The organism is Antarctobacter heliothermus (assembly GCF_002237555.1).
In the GTDB taxonomy this organism is placed as follows: Bacteria; Pseudomonadota; Alphaproteobacteria; order Rhodobacterales; family Rhodobacteraceae; genus Antarctobacter; species Antarctobacter heliothermus_B.
Map to the genome: position 1 here is coordinate 4,315,435 of NZ_CP022540.1, position 16,957 is coordinate 4,332,391.

At 62.0% G+C, this 16,957-nt stretch carries 17 protein-coding genes; 10 read left to right on the forward strand and 7 right to left on the reverse strand.

All coding sequences use genetic code 11. From position 1 onward, the window contains the following. Positions 1-30 precede the first annotated feature (30 nt). Positions 31-861 (forward strand): bifunctional allantoicase/(S)-ureidoglycine aminohydrolase, encoded by an 831-nt coding sequence (locus ANTHELSMS3_RS20445; protein WP_094036480.1) that lies wholly within the window; start codon positions 31-33, stop codon positions 859-861. Between the two features lie 17 nt (positions 862-878). Here the strand turns inward: ANTHELSMS3_RS20445 and bhcR are convergent, their stop codons facing one another. Beyond that, positions 879-1,727, reverse strand: coding sequence for an HTH-type transcriptional regulator BhcR (bhcR, locus tag ANTHELSMS3_RS20450; protein WP_094036481.1), 849 nt, complete (start codon positions 1,725-1,727; stop codon positions 879-881). A 169-nt stretch (positions 1,728-1,896) separates the two neighbouring features. On the opposite strand from bhcR, the gene bhcA reads away from it, so the two are divergent. From bhcA to bhcD, 4 genes are all read left to right on the forward strand, one after another. After that, on the forward strand, positions 1,897-3,087 hold the full coding sequence (gene bhcA, locus ANTHELSMS3_RS20455) for an L-aspartate--glyoxylate aminotransferase BhcA (protein WP_094036482.1): 1,191 nt from the start codon (positions 1,897-1,899) through the stop codon (positions 3,085-3,087). Beyond that, positions 3,087-4,058: a beta-hydroxyaspartate dehydratase BhcB gene (bhcB, locus tag ANTHELSMS3_RS20460; protein WP_094037269.1), complete on the forward strand. Its 972-nt coding sequence runs from the start codon at positions 3,087-3,089 to the stop codon at positions 4,056-4,058. The genes bhcA and bhcB overlap by 1 nt, the downstream gene beginning before the upstream one ends. Before the next feature lie 40 nt (positions 4,059-4,098). Continuing rightward, the gene (gene bhcC / locus ANTHELSMS3_RS20465) at positions 4,099-5,262 is read left to right on the forward strand and encodes a 3-hydroxy-D-aspartate aldolase BhcC (protein WP_094036483.1); all 1,164 of its coding nucleotides are present in this window, start codon (positions 4,099-4,101) and stop codon (positions 5,260-5,262) included. 211 nt (positions 5,263-5,473) lie between these two features. Continuing rightward, a complete protein-coding gene (bhcD, locus tag ANTHELSMS3_RS20470; protein WP_094036484.1) occupies positions 5,474-6,439 on the forward strand; it encodes an iminosuccinate reductase BhcD in 966 nt (321 codons plus the stop codon). Between the two features lie 69 nt (positions 6,440-6,508). On the opposite strand, the gene ANTHELSMS3_RS20475 is transcribed toward bhcD, so the two are convergent. From ANTHELSMS3_RS20475 to puuE, 4 genes are all read right to left on the reverse strand, one after another. Beyond that, positions 6,509-7,258 (reverse strand): sulfite exporter TauE/SafE family protein, encoded by a 750-nt coding sequence (locus tag ANTHELSMS3_RS20475; protein ID WP_094037270.1) that lies wholly within the window; start codon positions 7,256-7,258, stop codon positions 6,509-6,511. A gap of 90 nt (positions 7,259-7,348) precedes the next feature. Continuing rightward, positions 7,349-8,773, reverse strand: coding sequence for a uracil-xanthine permease family protein (locus ANTHELSMS3_RS20480; protein WP_094036485.1), 1,425 nt, complete (start codon positions 8,771-8,773; stop codon positions 7,349-7,351). Between the two features lie 55 nt (positions 8,774-8,828). Then, on the reverse strand, positions 8,829-9,314 hold the full coding sequence (locus ANTHELSMS3_RS20485; protein WP_094034350.1) for an ureidoglycolate lyase: 486 nt from the start codon (positions 9,312-9,314) through the stop codon (positions 8,829-8,831). Then, positions 9,311-10,723 carry an allantoinase PuuE gene (gene puuE, locus ANTHELSMS3_RS20490; RefSeq protein WP_254694797.1) on the reverse strand — a complete coding sequence of 471 codons (1,413 nt, stop codon included), beginning with the start codon at positions 10,721-10,723 and terminating at the stop codon, positions 9,311-9,313. The genes ANTHELSMS3_RS20485 and puuE overlap by 4 nt, the downstream gene beginning before the upstream one ends. 149 nt (positions 10,724-10,872) lie before the next feature. Here puuE and uraH point away from each other — a divergent pair, with 149 nt between their 5' ends. Continuing rightward, the gene (gene uraH / locus ANTHELSMS3_RS20495; protein WP_094034348.1) at positions 10,873-11,226 is read left to right on the forward strand and encodes a hydroxyisourate hydrolase; all 354 of its coding nucleotides are present in this window, start codon (positions 10,873-10,875) and stop codon (positions 11,224-11,226) included. A gap of 7 nt (positions 11,227-11,233) precedes the next feature. Here the strand turns inward: uraH and ANTHELSMS3_RS20500 are convergent, their stop codons facing one another. Beyond that, a complete protein-coding gene (locus tag ANTHELSMS3_RS20500; RefSeq protein ID WP_094036486.1) occupies positions 11,234-12,154 on the reverse strand; it encodes a LysR family transcriptional regulator in 921 nt (306 codons plus the stop codon). A 99-nt stretch (positions 12,155-12,253) separates the two neighbouring features. Between ANTHELSMS3_RS20500 and ANTHELSMS3_RS20505 the strand changes: the two genes are divergently transcribed. Beyond that, positions 12,254-13,486 (forward strand): urate hydroxylase PuuD, encoded by a 1,233-nt coding sequence (locus tag ANTHELSMS3_RS20505; protein WP_094036487.1) that lies wholly within the window; start codon positions 12,254-12,256, stop codon positions 13,484-13,486. A 19-nt stretch (positions 13,487-13,505) separates the two neighbouring features. On the opposite strand, the gene ANTHELSMS3_RS20510 is transcribed toward ANTHELSMS3_RS20505, so the two are convergent. Beyond that, complete coding sequence (locus tag ANTHELSMS3_RS20510) at positions 13,506-14,465, reverse strand: LysR family transcriptional regulator (RefSeq protein ID WP_094036488.1); 960 nt, start codon at positions 14,463-14,465, stop codon at positions 13,506-13,508. A gap of 136 nt (positions 14,466-14,601) precedes the next feature. On the opposite strand from ANTHELSMS3_RS20510, the gene ANTHELSMS3_RS20515 reads away from it, so the two are divergent. The 3 genes from ANTHELSMS3_RS20515 to ANTHELSMS3_RS20525 are packed head-to-tail and all read left to right on the forward strand — an operon-like array spanning position 14,602 to position 16,935. After that, on the forward strand, positions 14,602-15,390 hold the full coding sequence (locus ANTHELSMS3_RS20515; protein ID WP_094037271.1) for a transporter substrate-binding domain-containing protein: 789 nt from the start codon (positions 14,602-14,604) through the stop codon (positions 15,388-15,390). A 60-nt stretch (positions 15,391-15,450) separates the two neighbouring features. Continuing rightward, entirely contained in the window at positions 15,451-16,245 is a 795-nt protein-coding gene (locus tag ANTHELSMS3_RS20520; protein ID WP_094036489.1) for a creatininase family protein, read from the forward strand. A gap of 42 nt (positions 16,246-16,287) precedes the next feature. Next, entirely contained in the window at positions 16,288-16,935 is a 648-nt protein-coding gene (locus ANTHELSMS3_RS20525) for an amino acid ABC transporter permease (RefSeq protein ID WP_094036490.1), read from the forward strand. Positions 16,936-16,957 lie beyond the last annotated feature (22 nt).

The following is a 16,957-nucleotide window of genomic DNA, read 5'->3' on the forward strand; positions in this document are numbered from 1 at the left end:
ACAACACCTTTTTTGCCTTCAGGAGCATCCATGAGCACCAAGTACTATGCCCCACACGGAGGCCATCCCGGCCAGGACCAATTGCTGACCGACCGCGCAGTGTTCACAGAGGCGTATGCAGTGATCCCCAAAGGCACGATGCGCGATATCGTGACCAGCTTTTTGCCGTTCTGGGATCTAACCCGGCTTTGGGTCATCTCACGCCCGCTCAGCGGCTTTGCCGAAACCTTTTCGCAGTACATCATGGAAGTGCAACCCGGTGGCGGGTCCGATCACCCAGAGGCGGACCCAGAGGCCGAAGGCGTTTTGTTTGTGGTCGAGGGCACCGCCACACTGCGTGTCAATGGCCAGACCCATAAACTGACACCGGGCGGTTATGCCTATCTGCCGCCTTCCAGCGGCTGGACACTGCGCAACGACGGCCCGGAAACCCTGCGGTTTCATTGGGTGCGCAAAGCCTATGAGCCGGTCGGGGGGTTGGATACCCCCGATGTGCTGATCCTGAATGAGCAGGACATCGCGCCGACCGTAATGCCCGGAACAGACGGCAAATGGGCGACAACCCGTTTTGTCGACCCGTCCGATCTGCGCCATGATATGCACGTCACCGTGGTCACGTTCGAGCCGGGGGCCGTGATCCCGTTTCTGGAAACCCATGTCATGGAACACGGGCTGTATGTGCTGGAGGGCAAGGCGGTCTACCGGCTGAACAACGACTGGGTCGAGGTCGAAGCAGGGGATTACATGTGGCTGCGCGCCTTCTGCCCGCAGGCTTGTTACGCGGGCGGTCCCGGTCGGTTCCGTTATCTGCTGTACAAGGACGTGAACCGGCACATGCCCTTGCGACTTGGCCGCAGATAGACCGCCGCCTTCGCGCCTCAGGTCGGGGGTGCCGCAACCGCCCCCCCGATTGCAAAGGTCAAGTGCCGAGCCGCCTCCATCACGGGGCGGCTTAGCCGTTCGATATGTGCCTCGCTGACCCGACTGGTTGGCCCGGACACCGAGATCCCCGCCACCGCCTCTTGGTTCATGTCGAACACAGGGGCCGCGATGCACCGCATCCCAGAGTTCTTTTCCTCGTTGTCGACGGAATATCCCTGTGCTTTCACTGTCCGCAAATCCGCCTTCAGCGCCTCGGGATCGGCCAGCGTGCATTCGGTGAAAGCGATCAGTTCGGACATGGCCAGATGCCGGTCCAACCGATCCTCATCCATATGGGCCAGCAGAGCCTTTCCGATGCCCGACGCATGCATCGGTGACAGGGTTCCCGGCGGAAAAAAGGCGCGAATGTTGGCGTGCGTCTCGACCTGGCTGAGGAACAGCACCGCCCCCTCCTTTTCGATGCCAAGGTTGGCGGTCTCTCCGGTCGCCTCCATCAATTTACGCATGATCGGGCGCGCGCGATCCACCAGCGAGGTGCGCCGCAGGAACCGTGCACCGATGACAAAGGCTTGTGGCCCGATATGCCACAGCTGTTCCTCGGGATCGAACTCGACCAGTCCGCGCCCCTCCAGTGTGACAAGGATGCGGTAGACCGTGGCGGGCGACTGGCTCATTTCATCTGCAAGCAGGGTCAGCGGTTTGCCCTGAGCTTCGCTCAGATACTCGAACACCTCCATCGCCCGATCCAGAGATTTAATCGTGTTCTGGGCGGTCTTGTCCTCCCAACCCCGGGGCCTGCCGCGCGCCTTGCGGCGTGGTCCCGCGTCATTACCTTGAGAATCCATAAGAACCCTTTGTTTTTCAGTGAAAGGCGAATTCATCATATGAAAAAAACAACCCTCTGACAAACAAAGATTAATCCGGACTTCACGCATTGTGCAGGTCATTTTCAAAATAGTATCGCGCACTCCGCCCCCCTCGTATGGTGCACATAACGATGGAAGGAGACCACCCATGAGCTTTCAGAACCCCGTTTTCATCCCGGGTCCGACCAACATCCCGGAAAACCTCCGCAAGGCTTGTGACATGCCGACGATCGACCATCGCTCGCCGCTGTTCGGCCAGATCCTGCATCCGGCGCGAGAGGGCGTGCGTAAGGTTCTCAAGAGCGACAGCGCCGAGATCTTCATCTTTCCCTCGACCGGAACGGGTGGCTGGGAAACCGCGCTGACCAATACACTGTCGGCGGGTGACAAGGTGCTGTCGGCCCGCAATGGCATGTTCAGCCACCGCTGGATCGACATGTGTCAACGTCACGGGTTGGACGTGCAGATAGTCGAAACCCCATGGGGCGAGGGCCTGCCTGCCGACCGCTACGAGGAAATCCTGACCGCCGACAAGAGCCACCAGATCAAGGTCGTTTTGGCCACCCACAACGAAACCGCCACCGGCGTCAAATCCGATATCGCGGCGGTCCGCCGGGCGTTGGATGCGGCGGGCCACCCTGCCCTGCTGTTCGTTGACGGCGTGTCCTCGATCGGGTCAATGGATTTCCGTTTTGACGAATGGGGCGTCGACGTTGCCGTGACCGGCTCACAAAAAGGGTTCATGCTGTCTGCCGGTCTGGGCATCGTCGGTTTCAGCGCCAAGGCGATGGCGGCCACCAAGACAGGCACCCTCCCGCGCACCTTTTTTGACGTGCATGACATGGCCAAGGGCTATGCCAACAACGCCTACCCCTACACGCCCGCCGTCGGCTTGCTGAACGGATTGAATGTCGCATGTGGGATGCTGCTGACCGAGGGGCTGGAGAATGTCTTTGCCCGTCACAACCGGATCGCATCGGGTGTGCGCGCCGCCGTCGCGGCCTGGGGACTGGAGCTGTGTGCCGCCAATCCGTCAGTCTGGTCCGACACGGTCAGCGCGATCCGGACGCCGGACGGCTTTAACGCCACCGACATCGTCACCCACGCCGCCAAAAAATACGGCGTCGCCTTTGGTGTCGGTCTGGGTGAGGTCGCGGGCAAGGTGTTCCGCATCGGCCACCTTGGCAGCCTGACGGACGTCATGATGCTGTCCGGCATTGCCACGGCGGAGATGTGCATGGCCGACCTTGGTCTGGACATCACGTTGGGCTCTGGCGTCGCTGCGGCACAGGACTACTATCGCAATCACGGGATCGCTGCCCAAAAGGACGCCGCATGATGACCGAGGGCGACATGTATATCCCGACCTATGAGGACATGCTGGACGCGCACAAGCGGATTGAACCCTATATCCGCCGCACCCCGGTGCGCGTGTCGGACTACCTGAACGAGCTTACAGGCGCGCAACTGTTCTTCAAATGCGAGAACTTTCAGGAGCCGGGCGCCTTCAAGGTGCGCGGCGCTGCCAACGCGGTGTTTGGGTTGAATGAGGATCAGGCGAAGAAGGGCGTGGCCACACATTCGTCGGGCAACCACGCGTCTTGCCTCAGCTACGCCGCCATGCGGCGTGGCATCCCCTGCAACGTGGTTATGCCGCGCACCGCCCCGCAGGCCAAAAAGGACACCGTGCGCCGCTACGGCGGCAACATCACCGAATGCGACCCGTCAACGTCTTCGCGTGAGGCGACATTTGCTCAGGTACAGGCCGCGACCGGGGGCGATTTTGTCCATCCCTACAACGATCCGCGTGTGATCGCGGGTCAGGGCACCTGTGCCAAAGAGTTCATGGAACAGACCGACGGGATGGACATGGTTGTCGCCCCTATCGGCGGTGGTGGCATGATCTCTGGCACCTGCCTGACCCTGTCGACGCTGGCCCCCCAAACGCAGGTCATCGCGGCAGAGCCGGAACAGGCCGATGACGCCTATCGCAGCTTCAAGGCCGGGCACATCATTGCAGATGATGCGCCCAAAACCATCGCCGACGGTCTGCTGGTGCCCCTCAAAGAGCGGACATGGCATTTCGTGTCCACCTATGTGAGCGAGATATACACCGCGTCCGATCAGGAAATCATCGACGCGATGAAGCTGACATGGAAACACCTGCGCATCGTGATGGAACCGTCCAGTGCCGTGCCTCTGGCCGTGATCCTGAAAAACCCCGACGCCTTTCGCGGCAAACGCGTTGGCCTGATCATCACCGGCGGCAACGTCGACTTGGACAAGCTGCCTTGGCTCAACGCCGCCTGACCGACCCGAACACCATCAATTCCGACAGAGGAGCGCGGACATGAAAGACATGACCAATCTCGACGATTTCGAAGTAGGCTATGACATTCCGGCCAAGCCCGGCATGGATGAGGCCGACATCCAGACCCCCTGCCTTGTGCTGGATCTGGATGCGCTGGAGCGCAACATCAAAAAGATGGGCGATTACGCCGCGTCCCACGGGATGCGCCACCGGGTGCATGGCAAGATGCACAAATCCGTTGACGTGGCCAAACTGCAGGAAAGCCTTGGCGGCTCATGTGGCGTCTGCTGCCAGAAGGTGTCCGAGGCCGAGGTCTTTGCCCGTGGCGGCATCAAGGATGTTCTGGTCTCCAATCAGGTCCGCGACCCGGCCAAGATCAACCGTCTGGCGCGGCTGCCCAAACTGGGCGCGCGCACCATCGTCTGCGTGGATGACGTGGCCAATGTCGCAGATCTGTCGGCGGCGGCGGTCAAGCACGGCACCGAAATCGAATGTCTGGTGGAAATCGACTGTGGCGCGGGCCGTTGCGGCGTGACCACCACACCGGCTGTTGTGGACATCGCCAAGGCGATCGACACGGCCGAGGGCCTGAAATTCTCCGGCATTCAGGCCTATCAGGGCGCGATGCAGCACATGGACAGCTACGACGACCGCAAGGCCAAGCTGGATGTCGCGGTGGCCATGGTCAAAGACGCCGTAGACTCGCTAAAATCCGAGGGGCTGGAGTGCGACATCGTCGGCGGCGGCGGCACCGGGTCATACTACTTTGAGTCGACCAGCGGCGTGTACAACGAACTGCAGTGCGGATCGTACGCCTTCATGGATGCCGATTATGGCCGCATCTTGGACAAAGACGGAAACCGCATCGACCAAGGCGAATGGGAAAATGCATTTTTCATCCTGACCAGCGTCATGTCCCACGCCAAGGCCGACAAGGCCATCGTTGACGCGGGCCTCAAGGCGCAGTCAGTCGACAGCGGTCTGCCGGTGATTTTTGGCCGCACGGACGTGGAATACGTCAAATGCTCGGACGAACACGGCGTCGTCATGGACCCGACCGGCGCGCTGCAAGTCAATGACAAGCTTAAGCTGGTTCCGGGCCACTGCGACCCCACCGCCAACGTGCATGACTGGTACGTCGGCGTGCGGAACGGCAAGGTCGAAACCGTTTGGCCGGTGTCGGCGCGCGGTCACGCCTACTAAGCCTGTCGCTGGGTAAGGAAGGTCCGTCTCGGGAGGAGGCGGAGAGACGCCCGTGTGTATGCTCGCCTTCCGGCAATGGCACATGGGCGCACGAAATCATTGATACTCTTCGGCCCCCCGCTGATCGTCTGCCCCCTTGTCGCGCACTGCGTCCCGGCGGCCATTGGCGCGACAGCGGGGCCAAGGTCGAAACCCCCATTGGGAGACTACCATGCTGATCGTACCCGAACGCGAAATCGCCAATCTGATGACCCGCGACGTGGCCTTTGACGCGGTGGAACAGGTGTTTGCCGCCATGGCCTCTGATGACGCCTACAACTTTCCTGTCGTGCGAGAGGCCATTGGCCACGAGGACGCCTTGTACGGTTTTAAGGGCGGCTTTGACCGCGCCGGTCTGACGCTAGGTCTGAAGGCGGGTGGCTACTGGCCGCACAATCTGGAAAAGCGCGGGCTGATCAATCACCAGTCCACGGTGTTCCTGTTCGACCCCGACACCGGCATGGTCAAGGCGATGGTGGGCGGCAACCTGTTGACGGCCCTGCGCACCGCGGCGGCGTCGTCGGTGTCTATCAAACATCTGGCGCGCAAGGACGCCAAGGTGCTGGGCATGATCGGGGCGGGCCATCAGGCAACTTTCCAACTGCGCGCCGCACTGGAGCAGCGCACATTCGACAAGGTGATCGGCTGGAACTACCACCCCGAAATGCTGCCCAACATCGAAAAGGTCGCGACAGAGGCCGGTGTCCCGTTTGAGGCAGTGGACCTGCCGGGGATGCGCGCGGCGGATGTGATCATCTCAATCACCTCGGCCTTCGGCCCGTCGCTGATGGCCGATCACGTCAGTCCCGGCACGCATGTGGCCTGCATGGGCACCGACACCAAAGGCAAACAAGAGGTCGAGGCGGCGTTGCTGGCCCGCGCCGCCGTCTTCACCGACGAGGTCGCGCAATCGGTCAGCATCGGCGAGGCACAGCACGCCGTGGCGCAGGGTCTGATCCGCGACAGCGACATCGCCCAGCTTGGCGCGGTGATCAACGGCAGCCATCCGGGACGGACGTCGGACGACCAGATCACCCTGTTCGACGGCACCGGCGTCGGTCTTCAGGATCTCGCGGTTGCCGCGGCGGTGGTCGATCTAGCGGTCGCACAGGGCATCGCCATCGAGGTCGATTTCTGACGCCGCTCCCGACAGGGAAAGTGACAGCTTCCAACCGCCCCGGCCCCTATGGGACCGGGGCGGTTGCGTTCAGAAAAGGCGCAGCAGAAAGATCACGCTCATCCCGTAGCCGATGGTAGCAACGATGGCGCGGACGACCCATGCAGGGATGGCCTTGGCGACATGCGCTCCGGCGTAGCCGCCGATGATCGCGGCAACCATCATCACCATGGCCATCGGCCAAACGACAATCCCGGCCACGGCGAAGGTCACAACCGAAATTGCCGACAGGGCAAACGACAGCCCGCTTTTGACGCCGTTCATCAGATGAATGTCGCGCCAGCCCCAGAGCGCGAAAAGCGCCAGCAAGACAATCCCCAAGCCGCCGTTGAAATACCCGCCGTACAGACTGACCAGAAACAGGCCAACCGCGCCTTCGGGGCGAAAGCCGCCCGCCGCATGTTCTGCCCATGCTTTCAGCCGTGCGCCGAACAGAAAGGCCGTGGTGGCGAACAGCAACAAAAAGGGCACGATGAGTGAGAAGGCTTCGTTCGACGACACCAGCAGCAACAGCGACCCGACCAATCCTCCGGCCAGCGTGATTGCCGTCAGGCGGATCAACTGTCGGCGCGACAGGGTCTTGAGTTCGGCGATATAACCCAGCGTGCCGCCAAGGTATCCGGGGAAAACCGCAACTGTGCTGGTGGCATTGGCCGCCACCGGCGGGACACCCGCCCACACAAGCGCCGGAAAGGTCAAAAAGGTGCCCCCGCCCGCGATGGTATTGACGACACCCGCGCCAAATCCCGCAAGTATCAGAATAACATAGTCTGGGCTCATTTTTTGGTCTCCCCCCCAAAAGCCAAAGCGGCGCGCTTTCGCACGCCGCTTCGCCTGTTTTTTGGGCAGGGTCAACGCCACCGGGTGTCGTCAGGCCTGACCGCTCTGTCCCAACGACCCTTTGCCATGTCCGGCCATACCGCCGGAGACTTCTTCGGTGGATTCGTCGGACAGATCTTCGGGCAGCACCAGGTTCAGCACGATGGCGATCACGGCGGCGGGCAGGATGCCGGATGTCGCCAGCACCTTGATCGTGCCGGGCAGGTATTGCAGCGCCCCCGGCTCCAGCTGCAGGCCAAGGCCCAGCGACAGCGCAATCGCAAAGATCACCATGTTGCGGCGGTTCCAGGTCACGTCCGACAGCATCGAGATACCGGCCGCCACGACCATGCCGAACATCACGATCACACCGCCGCCCAGCACTTCGATCGGGATCGAGGAGATGATCGCGCCGATCTTGGGCACCAGTCCGCACAGGATCAGGAACACCGCGCCGATGGTCACCACATGGCGGCTCATCACGCCGGTCATCGCGATCAGCCCGACGTTCTGGCTGAACGAGGTGTTGGGCAACGCGCCGAACAGGCCAGAGATTGCCGTGCCGATACCGTCGGCAAAGGTCGCGCCCTGGATCTCTTTGTCCGTCGCCTCACGCCCCGCGCCGCCCTTGGTGATACCCGACACGTCGCCGACGGTTTCCACCGCCGACACAAAGGACATGGCGCAAAAGCCGACAATCGCCGCGACCGAGAACTCCAGCCCAAAATGCAACGGGTTGGGCAGTGCAAAGCTGGACGCGCGGCCGACATTGCCAAGGTTCACCTGACCCAACACAAAAGCCAGCCCATAGCCGACCAGCAGGCCGATCAGCACCGCCGAGACCGACAGCATCCCGCGGGCAAAGAACTTCAGCCCCAGCGTCACAAGGATCACCGTCCCGGCCATCAGCCAGTTCAGCCCCGAGCCGTATTCCGGCGTGCCAATCGCAGGCACGCCCCCGGCGGCGTACTGGATGCCGACCTTGACCAGCGCGAGGCCGATCATCGTCACCACCAGCCCCGTCACCAGCGGCGGCAACGCAAAGCGGATCTTGCCGATGAACAGGCCAAGGACCGCGTGGAACAGACCGCCCACAAGGATGCCGCCCATCAGCACCGCAATGGCATCCACGCCCTTGCCCGCCACCAGCGGGATCATGATCGGGATAAAGGCAAACGAGGTGCCCTGCACGATCGGCAGCCGCGCCCCCACCGGACCGACACCGATGCTCTGGAACAGCGTCGCGATGCCGGCAAAGAACATCGACATCTGGATCATGTAGATCATCTGCGGAAAGTCGGGTGAGTTCGAGCCAAAGCCGAACCCCGCCGCGCCGCAGACGATGATCGCCGGAGTGACGTTCGAGACGAACATCGCCAGAACGTGCTGGATGCCCAGCGGCACCGCCTTGATCAGCGGCGGTGTGTAATCCGGATCGCGCAGTTGCTCTGGCGTTCCGATGCTTGTGTCAGCCATTTCCAGTCCCCTCTGATGTGTCCTTCCGCACCCGCCGGTCTTGCGCGGCGCGGTCTTATCCTTCGATGTGATAGGGCGTGTCGAAAAAATGCTCTTGCAGGTTGGCGCCCGCGCCGATCCGGTCGACCACCGCAAACAGCCCCGGCGCATGCAGCGGCGTCAGCACCCCGTGCCAGACGCCCCGGTGATAGTTCACCCCCTGCCCCGGCGCGGTCATAAAGGCGATGGGCTGCCCCGGCGCACCGCCCTGATCCGGCGCCACGATGACCAGAAACGGGTCCAGGCTCATTGGCAGGAACGCCTGACTGCCGTCCGGGTGACGCTCCATCATGTCCAGCCTCAGTGGCAGCGCGCGCGGCTCTGCCTTGAACAGGCTGATCCCGGCGCGGCCCTCGACAAACTCCAGCGCCGCGCGGTCGTGATAGCGCCCGCACAGGCCCTGATTGATGATCTTATCCGCATCGCCGCTGACATCCAGCACATCGCCAAAGGGGGCAAACCCCTGCGCCGTCAGCGGCTGTACCGGGATGCGCGCGCTCATGCGCCCAGCTTTTCGATCAGCCGCACCTCGGCGATGCGTTCGACCTGACGGCAGGCCTCGGCGAACTCCGCGTCGCGGCTGTTGGCCAGCCGCTGCTGGAACGCCGCCATGATCGACGCCTTGGTGTGGTCGCGCACCGCAATGATGAAGGGAAAGCCGAACCGGGCGGTATAGGCGTCGTTCAGTTGGGTAAAGCTGTCGCGCTCATCGTCGGTCAGCAGGTCCAGCCCCGCGCCCGCCTGTTCCGCCGTGCTCTCGGCGGTCAGCTGTCCCGCCGCCGCCAGCTTGCCCGCCAGATCCGGGTGCGCCGTCAGCACGCCCAGCCGCCGCTCCTCGCTGGCAGAGCGGAACACCCGCGCCAGCGCCGAATGCACCCCTGTCGCCGTGTCATGCGCAGGCCCCAGTTCCAGATCGTGCGCGCCTTCGGCGATCCACGGGCTGTGTTCGAACACACCGCCGAATTCGGCGACAAAGCGCACCTTATCCATCGTTGAGGGCCGCGCGCGCGGCACCGGCGGGTGCGCCTGCGCCCAATGATCAGCAATCTGTTCGCGGGTGGCGAACCAGACGCCCTCATGGCCCTGCATATGGTCCAGCGCGCGCTTCAGCGCCATCGCCCGCCCCGGCCGGCCCGCGATGCGGCAATGCAGCCCGATCGACAGCATCCGCGGCGCGCCCGCCTGCCCTTCGGCATACAGCATGTCGAAACTGTCACGCAGATAGCTTTCGAACTGGTCGCCATTGGTGAACCCCGCCTGGATCGCAAAACGCATGTCGTTGCAGTCCATCGTATAGGGCACGATCAGTTGGTCCTTGCCCCCCGCGCGGGCCCAATAGGGCAGATCATCCGCATAGCTGTCCGAAATATAGGCAAAATCGCCCGCCTCTGCCGCCAGATCGACCGTATTCATCGAACAGCGCCCGGTGTACCAGCCGCGCGGCGCGCTGCCGGTCACCTCTGTGTGCAGGCGGATCGCCTCGTGGATCTGCGCGCGCTCCTGCTCGGCCGACATGTCCTTGTGTTCGACCCATTTCAGCCCGTGGCTGGCAATCTCCCAGCCCGCGCCCTGCATCGCCCGCACCTGATCCGGCGACCGCGCCAGTGCGCTGGCCACGCCGAACACCGTGATCGGCAGATCGCCCAGCAGCCGGTGCAGACGCCAGAACCCGGCCCGCGCGCCGTAGTCATACAGCGATTCCATGTTCCAGTGCCGCTGCCCCGGCCAGGGCTGCGCGCCGGTGATCTCTGACAGGAACGCCTCGGATGCCGCGTCGCCATGCAGGATGTTGTTTTCGCTGCCCTCCTCGTAGTTCAGAACGATCTGAACCGCGATCCGGGCGCCCCCCGGCCAGGCCGCCGCCGGGGCCTGGGCACCATAGCCGATCATGTCTCGTGGGTAACGTGTCACAGGTGTATCCTTTTTCTTGAACTCATGAATAAACCAGAAAATCCTCACTGTTTTTCAAGAAAAACAAAAAGGACCATTCGGGCAGACCGGCTTTGTCTCTGCCAGCGCAGTTGGCCTAAGACTGCACATGATCTGAGGAGACGCACACCATGACCGGCTATCTCACCACCCATGTTCTTGACACCGCACGCGGCTGCCCGGCGCAGGGCATGCGCATCGACCTGCTGCGCATCGACGGCGACACCCGCAGCCTGCTCCGGACAGTGATCACCAATGCCGATGGCCGCACCGACGCACAGATCCTGCCCGCAGACCAGTTCGAAACCGGCACCTACGAGCTGGTCTTTCACGCCGGAGCCTACCTCGACGCCTGCGGCACCCCGCCCGAAGACCCCCGGTTCCTCGACATCATCCCGATCCGATTTGGCATGTCACACCCCACACACTACCACGTCCCCCTCCTCCTCTCCCCCTTCGGATACGCAACATACAGAGGAAGCTGAAACACCCTCAAAGAACCCCAGACGTCGCACGAATCGTTGAGGCGATGCGGTCAATCATGAACTCCATGAACAGCCGCGTCTTGGGGTCCTGCATCCGGCGATGGGTGAACAGACACGCCATCTGGATCGGTTCCGGCGATGCGTCCTTGGCCACCGGGATCAATGTTCCGGCCCTGAGATGGTCGGCGATTTCGAACACCGGCTTCATCGCGATGCCATGACCCGCCAGCGCCCAGTCGGTCAGCACATCGCCATCGTCGGATTCGTACCGGCCCGCCACGCGGAACCGTTTCGGCCCCGCCGGGGTGCGCAACAGCCACTGGAACTCTGTCGCGCCAGGAAACCGCAGGCTCAGACATTCATGCGCATCGGAGACCAGATCGTCACCGCTGACGGGCATCCCACGTTCGGCGACATAGTCCGGTGAGGCGCACAGGATCCGGTCCACATCCGCAATCTTTCGGATGCGCAGGTTACTGTCCTCTGGCTGGCCGAGGAAAAAGGCCAGGTCTAACCCTTCGGTGGTCAGATCGACCTTTCGGTCGGTCAGCCGCAGTCGCACGTTCACCTCTGGGTACTTGGCCAGAAACGCGGGCACCTGCGGCGCGATCAACCGTCGTCCCACCCCCAACGGCGCGGCGACATACAGCGAGCCCTTGAGATTCTCAGTGATGTTGACGATCTGCGCCTCGGCGCTTTCGACCGCTTGCAGCACATCGGTCGCGCCACGGTAAAATGACTGTCCCTGTTCTGTCGGCGTCAGGCTGCGTGTCGTACGCTGGAACAGCCGCACACCCAGATGTTCCTCAAGCTGCGAGATTCGGGACGAGGTCACCGCCGGAGAGACCCGCAAATCGCGCCCGGCTGCGGACATACTGCCCAATTCATAGACACGAACAAAGGTGCGGATGTTGTCGAGATAGGACATTGTTCTGATTTTTTTGATGCTGCTTGGTCTTTCCCGGCGATACCAGAATAAAGGTGTCACGACTAGAGTGATGAAAATTCGAATCTCGGGAGGAAGACAATGTATGATCTGGCAATCTTGTGGGATTGGATCGCCTTTTCCGTGCGCTGGCTGCATGTCGTCACCGCGATGGCCTGGATTGGGGCATCGTTCTATTTCATCGCGCTTGACCTGATGCTCAAGCCCAACGCCGCCCTGCCGGACGGCGCCTCTGGCGAGGAATGGGAGGTCCACGGCGGCGGGTTCTACCACACGGTCAAATACATGGTGGCCCCGGCGCGGACGCCCGAGCATCTGACCTGGCACAAATGGCAAAGCTATTCGACCTGGCTGTCCGGCGCGGCCCTGATGATGATCATCTACTGGGTTGGCGGAGAGCTGTTCCTGCTGGACCCGACCAAGGCGGATCTGTCGCTGTGGCAGGGCATCCTGATCTCTGGCGGATCACTGACCATTGGCTGGCTGGCCTATGACGCGATGTGCAAGTCAAAGCTGAGCGAACACCCGACCCTGTTGATGCTGCTGCTGTTTGTCATCCTTGTGGTGATGTCGTGGGGCTATAACCAGATCTTTACCGGGCGGGCCGCGCTGCTGCATCTTGGGGCCTTTACCGCCACGATCATGACCGCAAACGTGTTCTTTCAGATCATGCCGAACCAGCGGATCGTGGTTGCGGATCTCAAGGCCGGGCGCACCCCGGACGCCAAATACGGCAAGATCGCCAAGGTCCGTTCGACCCACAACAACTATCTGACGCTGCCAGTCGTGTTCCTGATGCTGTCGACGCACTATCCGCTGGCCTTTGCCACCGCTTATGCCTGGATCATTGCCAGCCTTGTGTTCCTGACCGGTGTGACGATCCGGCATTATTTCAACACCATGCACAAGACCGGCAAAGGCCCGCATTGGACATGGATTGTGACCGTTCTGCTGATGGTCGTGATTGCCTGGCTGTCCACCGTCCCCGGCGGCGACACCTACGAAGAGGCCGAGGCCCGCGCCCTGACACCCTATGAGGCGAAATTCGCCGAGGCCGAGGGGTTTGAAGACGCCTATTTTGCGGTCGTCGGCAACTGTTCGATGTGCCACGCGCGTGAACCGTCTTGGGACGGCATGTACTGGGCGCCCAAGAACATCATCCTCGAAACCGAAAGCGATGTCGCCCGCCACGCCGATCAGATCTATCTTCAGGCCGGGCTAAGTCACGCCATGCCACCGCCGAATGCAATCCAGATGGAGGAGGCAGATCGCCGCTCCATCGTGGCTTGGGTGCGCGAGGTCCGCGCCCAATAGGCCGGTCCCTTACAGGCCGCTAAACATGATAGGTGCGCTCTGTCAGCGGGACGGTATCCAATTCGGTCTGCAACATGTCCAGCAAAGCCATTTCGGCCCGGTTCATGCTGCGCTTAGGGTTGGTCAGCATGTGAATATCCACCGCAGGCAGCGCACCATAGGGCGGAACCTGCCACAACAGACCGGACTGAACGTCCTTACGCGCGATATGCACCGGCAGGGCACCGATGCCGATATTGGCCACGATCATGCGGCGCACTTCGGGCAGGTTGGACGACAGCCCTCTGGGTTCGGACCGCATCCCCAACCGGCGGCGCAGCCGGGCCACACCGGACAGAGACCCCTCCAGCTCATCGGTCTGGAACGACACCGCATCTTCGTCCCTCAATTCAGCGACGTCGATGTTGTCCTGCCCATACAGACGATGTGACGGCCCGCAGTAAAAGCCAAAGAATTCGCGATACATCACCCGCGCCTCCAGCCCGACAGGGTCCTGTTGCATGAGGCAGATGCCAAAAGTGACCTGATTTTGTTGCAGATGCGCGATCACATCCGCGCTGTCCATGGTCGAGATCGTATAACTCACCCTTGGATATTGGGCGTTGAACCGCTCCAGCACACTGTCGAAGTGCGACGACACCACATGACTGGCCACTGCAATGCTGATCTGGCCGGTCACCTCGTCCTCTAGCCCGCCCATCAGGTCCGGCAGTTGCGCAACCGCGCCGAAAATCGTGCTGGCCTCCGCGTACAGCACCCGCCCCCAGGGCGTGACGCTGAAATGTTTGGGCGACCGGTTGACCAGCTTGCGGCCCATGATGTCCTCAAGCCGTTTCAGCGCGACGCTGATTGTCGGCTGTTTCAGACCCAGAAAATGCGCGGCGGGCGTGATGCCCCCCTCATCCACGACTACCATGAAGGTGCGCAGCAGGTTCCAGTCAAGGTTCCACGGAAAGCGTTGCGCGTATGGCTTAAGCATAGCTCACATCTATCTTAGGGATTGTTAATATCTATTTGCCCTATGATCTGACGCAGCGCAACCTGTGAGTCACTGTGTCTTTGGACTGCGCCTTTGAATGCGCAGGCAAAACCGTGACAACAACAGGGAAACTGACATGACAAAAACACTCAACATCCTGCGCCGCAGCGTCCTGACCGGAGCCGTCGCCATGATGGGGCTGAGCGTTGCGCCGTTTGCGGCCAGCGCCGATGAACTGGCCGAAATCAAGGAACGCGGTGTGCTGAGCATCGCCATGAGCGGACAGTACCCCCCCTTCAACTTTGTCAACGAACAGAATGAGGTCGTCGGCTTTGACCCCGCCATCGGGACCGAAATCGCCAAGCGTATGGGGCTGGAGGTCAAAATTGTCACTACCGCATGGGATGGGATCATCGGTGGCCTGCTGGCCAGCAAATACGATGCGGTTGTCGGCTCCATGTCGATCACTGAAGAGCGCGACAAGGTGATCGACTTTGTCGGCCCCTACTACAACACCAAGCGGGCGATCTTTACCAAGGCCGGCTCTGACATCACCACCGTCGAACAGCTGGACGATGCCAAGGTCGGCGTGACGCTGGGTGAGACGCATGAGCAATGGGCCCGCGAACAGGGCTATGACATCAACACTTACAAGGGCCTGCCGGAACTGCTGCTGGAACTGGACAATGGCCGGGTTGATGCCATCGTGAACGATTCCATTCCGGTCATGCTGGCGATGAAGGCCGGTCAGTACGATCTGGCCATGGTCGAAGACCCCGCCGCCGAACCCATCGGCGCAGGCATCGCCATCCGTGAGGGCAACCCCGATCTGGCCGCCGCGATGCAAGAGGCTCTGGACGCCATGATGGCGGACGGCACCTATCTTGAGATCGCCAATGAATGGGTTGGCGGCGACATCCGTTAATCGCCCCCTCGCCTGCCGGGCCAGTCCCGGCAGGCCCCCTCTCTTGCGGAACCTGCCCACATGACAACCACCACCTATGGCCATCTGACATGGGAAGACGTGCGCGATGCCGACAAGGATCGCGTGGTCATTCTGAACGTCTCGGCGACAGAGGATCACGGCCCCCACATGCCGCTGGACACCGACACGGTGCTGGGCATGGCCGTGGCGACCGGCGTGGCGCGCGCCGCCCCGGACGAAGTCTTTGTGATGCCGCCCGTGCCATACGGGTTCAACGAACATCACAAGGACTTTCCCGGCGTGATCTGGATTCAGCCCGAAACGCTGATCGCCTTTGTCACCGACATCACCAAATCGCTGGCCCATCACGGGTTCCGGCGCATCCTGCTGCTGAACTCGCACGGGTCGAACCATCCCTGCCTTGATCTGGCCGCGCGCAAGACGGTGATCGAGACCGGCATCATCTGCGTCTCCGCCTCCTACTGGAACCTGATGTCGGCGCGGATCAACGAGGTCCGCAAATCCGACATCGGCGGCATCGCCCACGCCGGAGAGTTTGAGGCCGCGATGTACATGCACCTGCACCCCGACCGGGTGCATATCGAGAAATCGACGTCGCAGAACCTGCACAACCCGGACAGCAAGTTCTTCAACCTTGATCTGGCGGGCGGCGGCGGCGGCGCGATGCTGATGCGCTGGTGGTCCGAGGTGTCGCCCGACGGCACGATGGGCGATCCGACGGTGGCCGATGCCGAGACGGGCAAGAAATTCCTCGACGCCGCGATCGAGGAGACCACCGCCCTGATCCGCGAAATCCGCGCGCTGCCCATTCTGCCGCGCCATGATCACCATTAACATGACGTTTCTCGTCATGGCCCTCACGGAAAGGCCGCCGATTTGGACACAGAACTGATCCTGCGGGTCTACCCCTTTTTCCTCGAAGCGGCCTGGGTGACGATCCAACTGTCGGTGCTGACAGCAGCCTTGGGCCTGGCCTGTGGCGCGCTGGGGGCTGCGGCGCGGTTGTCGCGTCTGGCAGTCTTTCGCTGGATCGCAGCGGTTTATGTCAGCGTCATCCGGGGCACACCCGCGCTGATTCAGGTGTTTATCCTCTATTTCGGCGGTCCACAGGTGGGCATCCAGCTGGATTCCTTTGCCGCGGGCACCATCGCGCTGGGGGTGAACATCGGCGCCTACATGACCGAAACCATTCGTGGTGCCATCGTATCCGTCGACAAGGGCCAGTCCGAGGCCGCCCGCACGCTAGGACTCAGCCGATGGCAGACCATGCGCAAGGTGGTTCTGCCACAGGCCGCGCGCCTGATGATCCGCCCGTTGGGCGTCAACATCAACGCGCTGATCAAGGGCACCGCTCTGGTCGCGCCCATTTCGGTGGTGGAACTGACCTACACCGCGCAACGGTTTATCGGATCGACCTACAAACCGTTCGAAATGTTCCTGCTGTCCGGGCTGCTCTACATGGTGATCATCTATGTGGTGGGTCAGGGCATTCACTGGCTTGACCGCCGGGCGCGGATCACATGAGCGGCGGTTTGATTGACATGAC

Excerpts from the sequence above, each read along its gene's own strand:
- ANTHELSMS3_RS20445 (WP_094036480.1), top strand. The coding sequence starts at position 31 with ATGAGCACCAAGTACTATGCCCCACACGGAGGCCATCCCGGCCAGGAC.
- bhcR (WP_094036481.1), bottom strand. The coding sequence starts at position 1,727 with ATGGATTCTCAAGGTAATGACGCGGGACCACGCCGCAAGGCGCGCGGC.
- bhcA (WP_094036482.1), top strand. The coding sequence starts at position 1,897 with ATGAGCTTTCAGAACCCCGTTTTCATCCCGGGTCCGACCAACATCCCG.
- bhcB (WP_094037269.1), top strand. The coding sequence starts at position 3,087 with ATGACCGAGGGCGACATGTATATCCCGACCTATGAGGACATGCTGGAC.
- bhcC (WP_094036483.1), top strand. The coding sequence starts at position 4,099 with ATGAAAGACATGACCAATCTCGACGATTTCGAAGTAGGCTATGACATT.
- bhcD (WP_094036484.1), top strand. The coding sequence starts at position 5,474 with ATGCTGATCGTACCCGAACGCGAAATCGCCAATCTGATGACCCGCGAC.
- ANTHELSMS3_RS20475 (WP_094037270.1), bottom strand. The coding sequence starts at position 7,258 with ATGAGCCCAGACTATGTTATTCTGATACTTGCGGGATTTGGCGCGGGT.
- ANTHELSMS3_RS20480 (WP_094036485.1), bottom strand. The coding sequence starts at position 8,773 with ATGGCTGACACAAGCATCGGAACGCCAGAGCAACTGCGCGATCCGGAT.
- ANTHELSMS3_RS20485 (WP_094034350.1), bottom strand. The coding sequence starts at position 9,314 with ATGAGCGCGCGCATCCCGGTACAGCCGCTGACGGCGCAGGGGTTTGCC.
- uraH (WP_094034348.1), top strand. The coding sequence starts at position 10,873 with ATGACCGGCTATCTCACCACCCATGTTCTTGACACCGCACGCGGCTGC.
- ANTHELSMS3_RS20500 (WP_094036486.1), bottom strand. The coding sequence starts at position 12,154 with ATGTCCTATCTCGACAACATCCGCACCTTTGTTCGTGTCTATGAATTG.
- ANTHELSMS3_RS20505 (WP_094036487.1), top strand. The coding sequence starts at position 12,254 with ATGTATGATCTGGCAATCTTGTGGGATTGGATCGCCTTTTCCGTGCGC.
- ANTHELSMS3_RS20510 (WP_094036488.1), bottom strand. The coding sequence starts at position 14,465 with ATGCTTAAGCCATACGCGCAACGCTTTCCGTGGAACCTTGACTGGAAC.
- ANTHELSMS3_RS20515 (WP_094037271.1), top strand. The coding sequence starts at position 14,602 with ATGACAAAAACACTCAACATCCTGCGCCGCAGCGTCCTGACCGGAGCC.
- ANTHELSMS3_RS20520 (WP_094036489.1), top strand. The coding sequence starts at position 15,451 with ATGACAACCACCACCTATGGCCATCTGACATGGGAAGACGTGCGCGAT.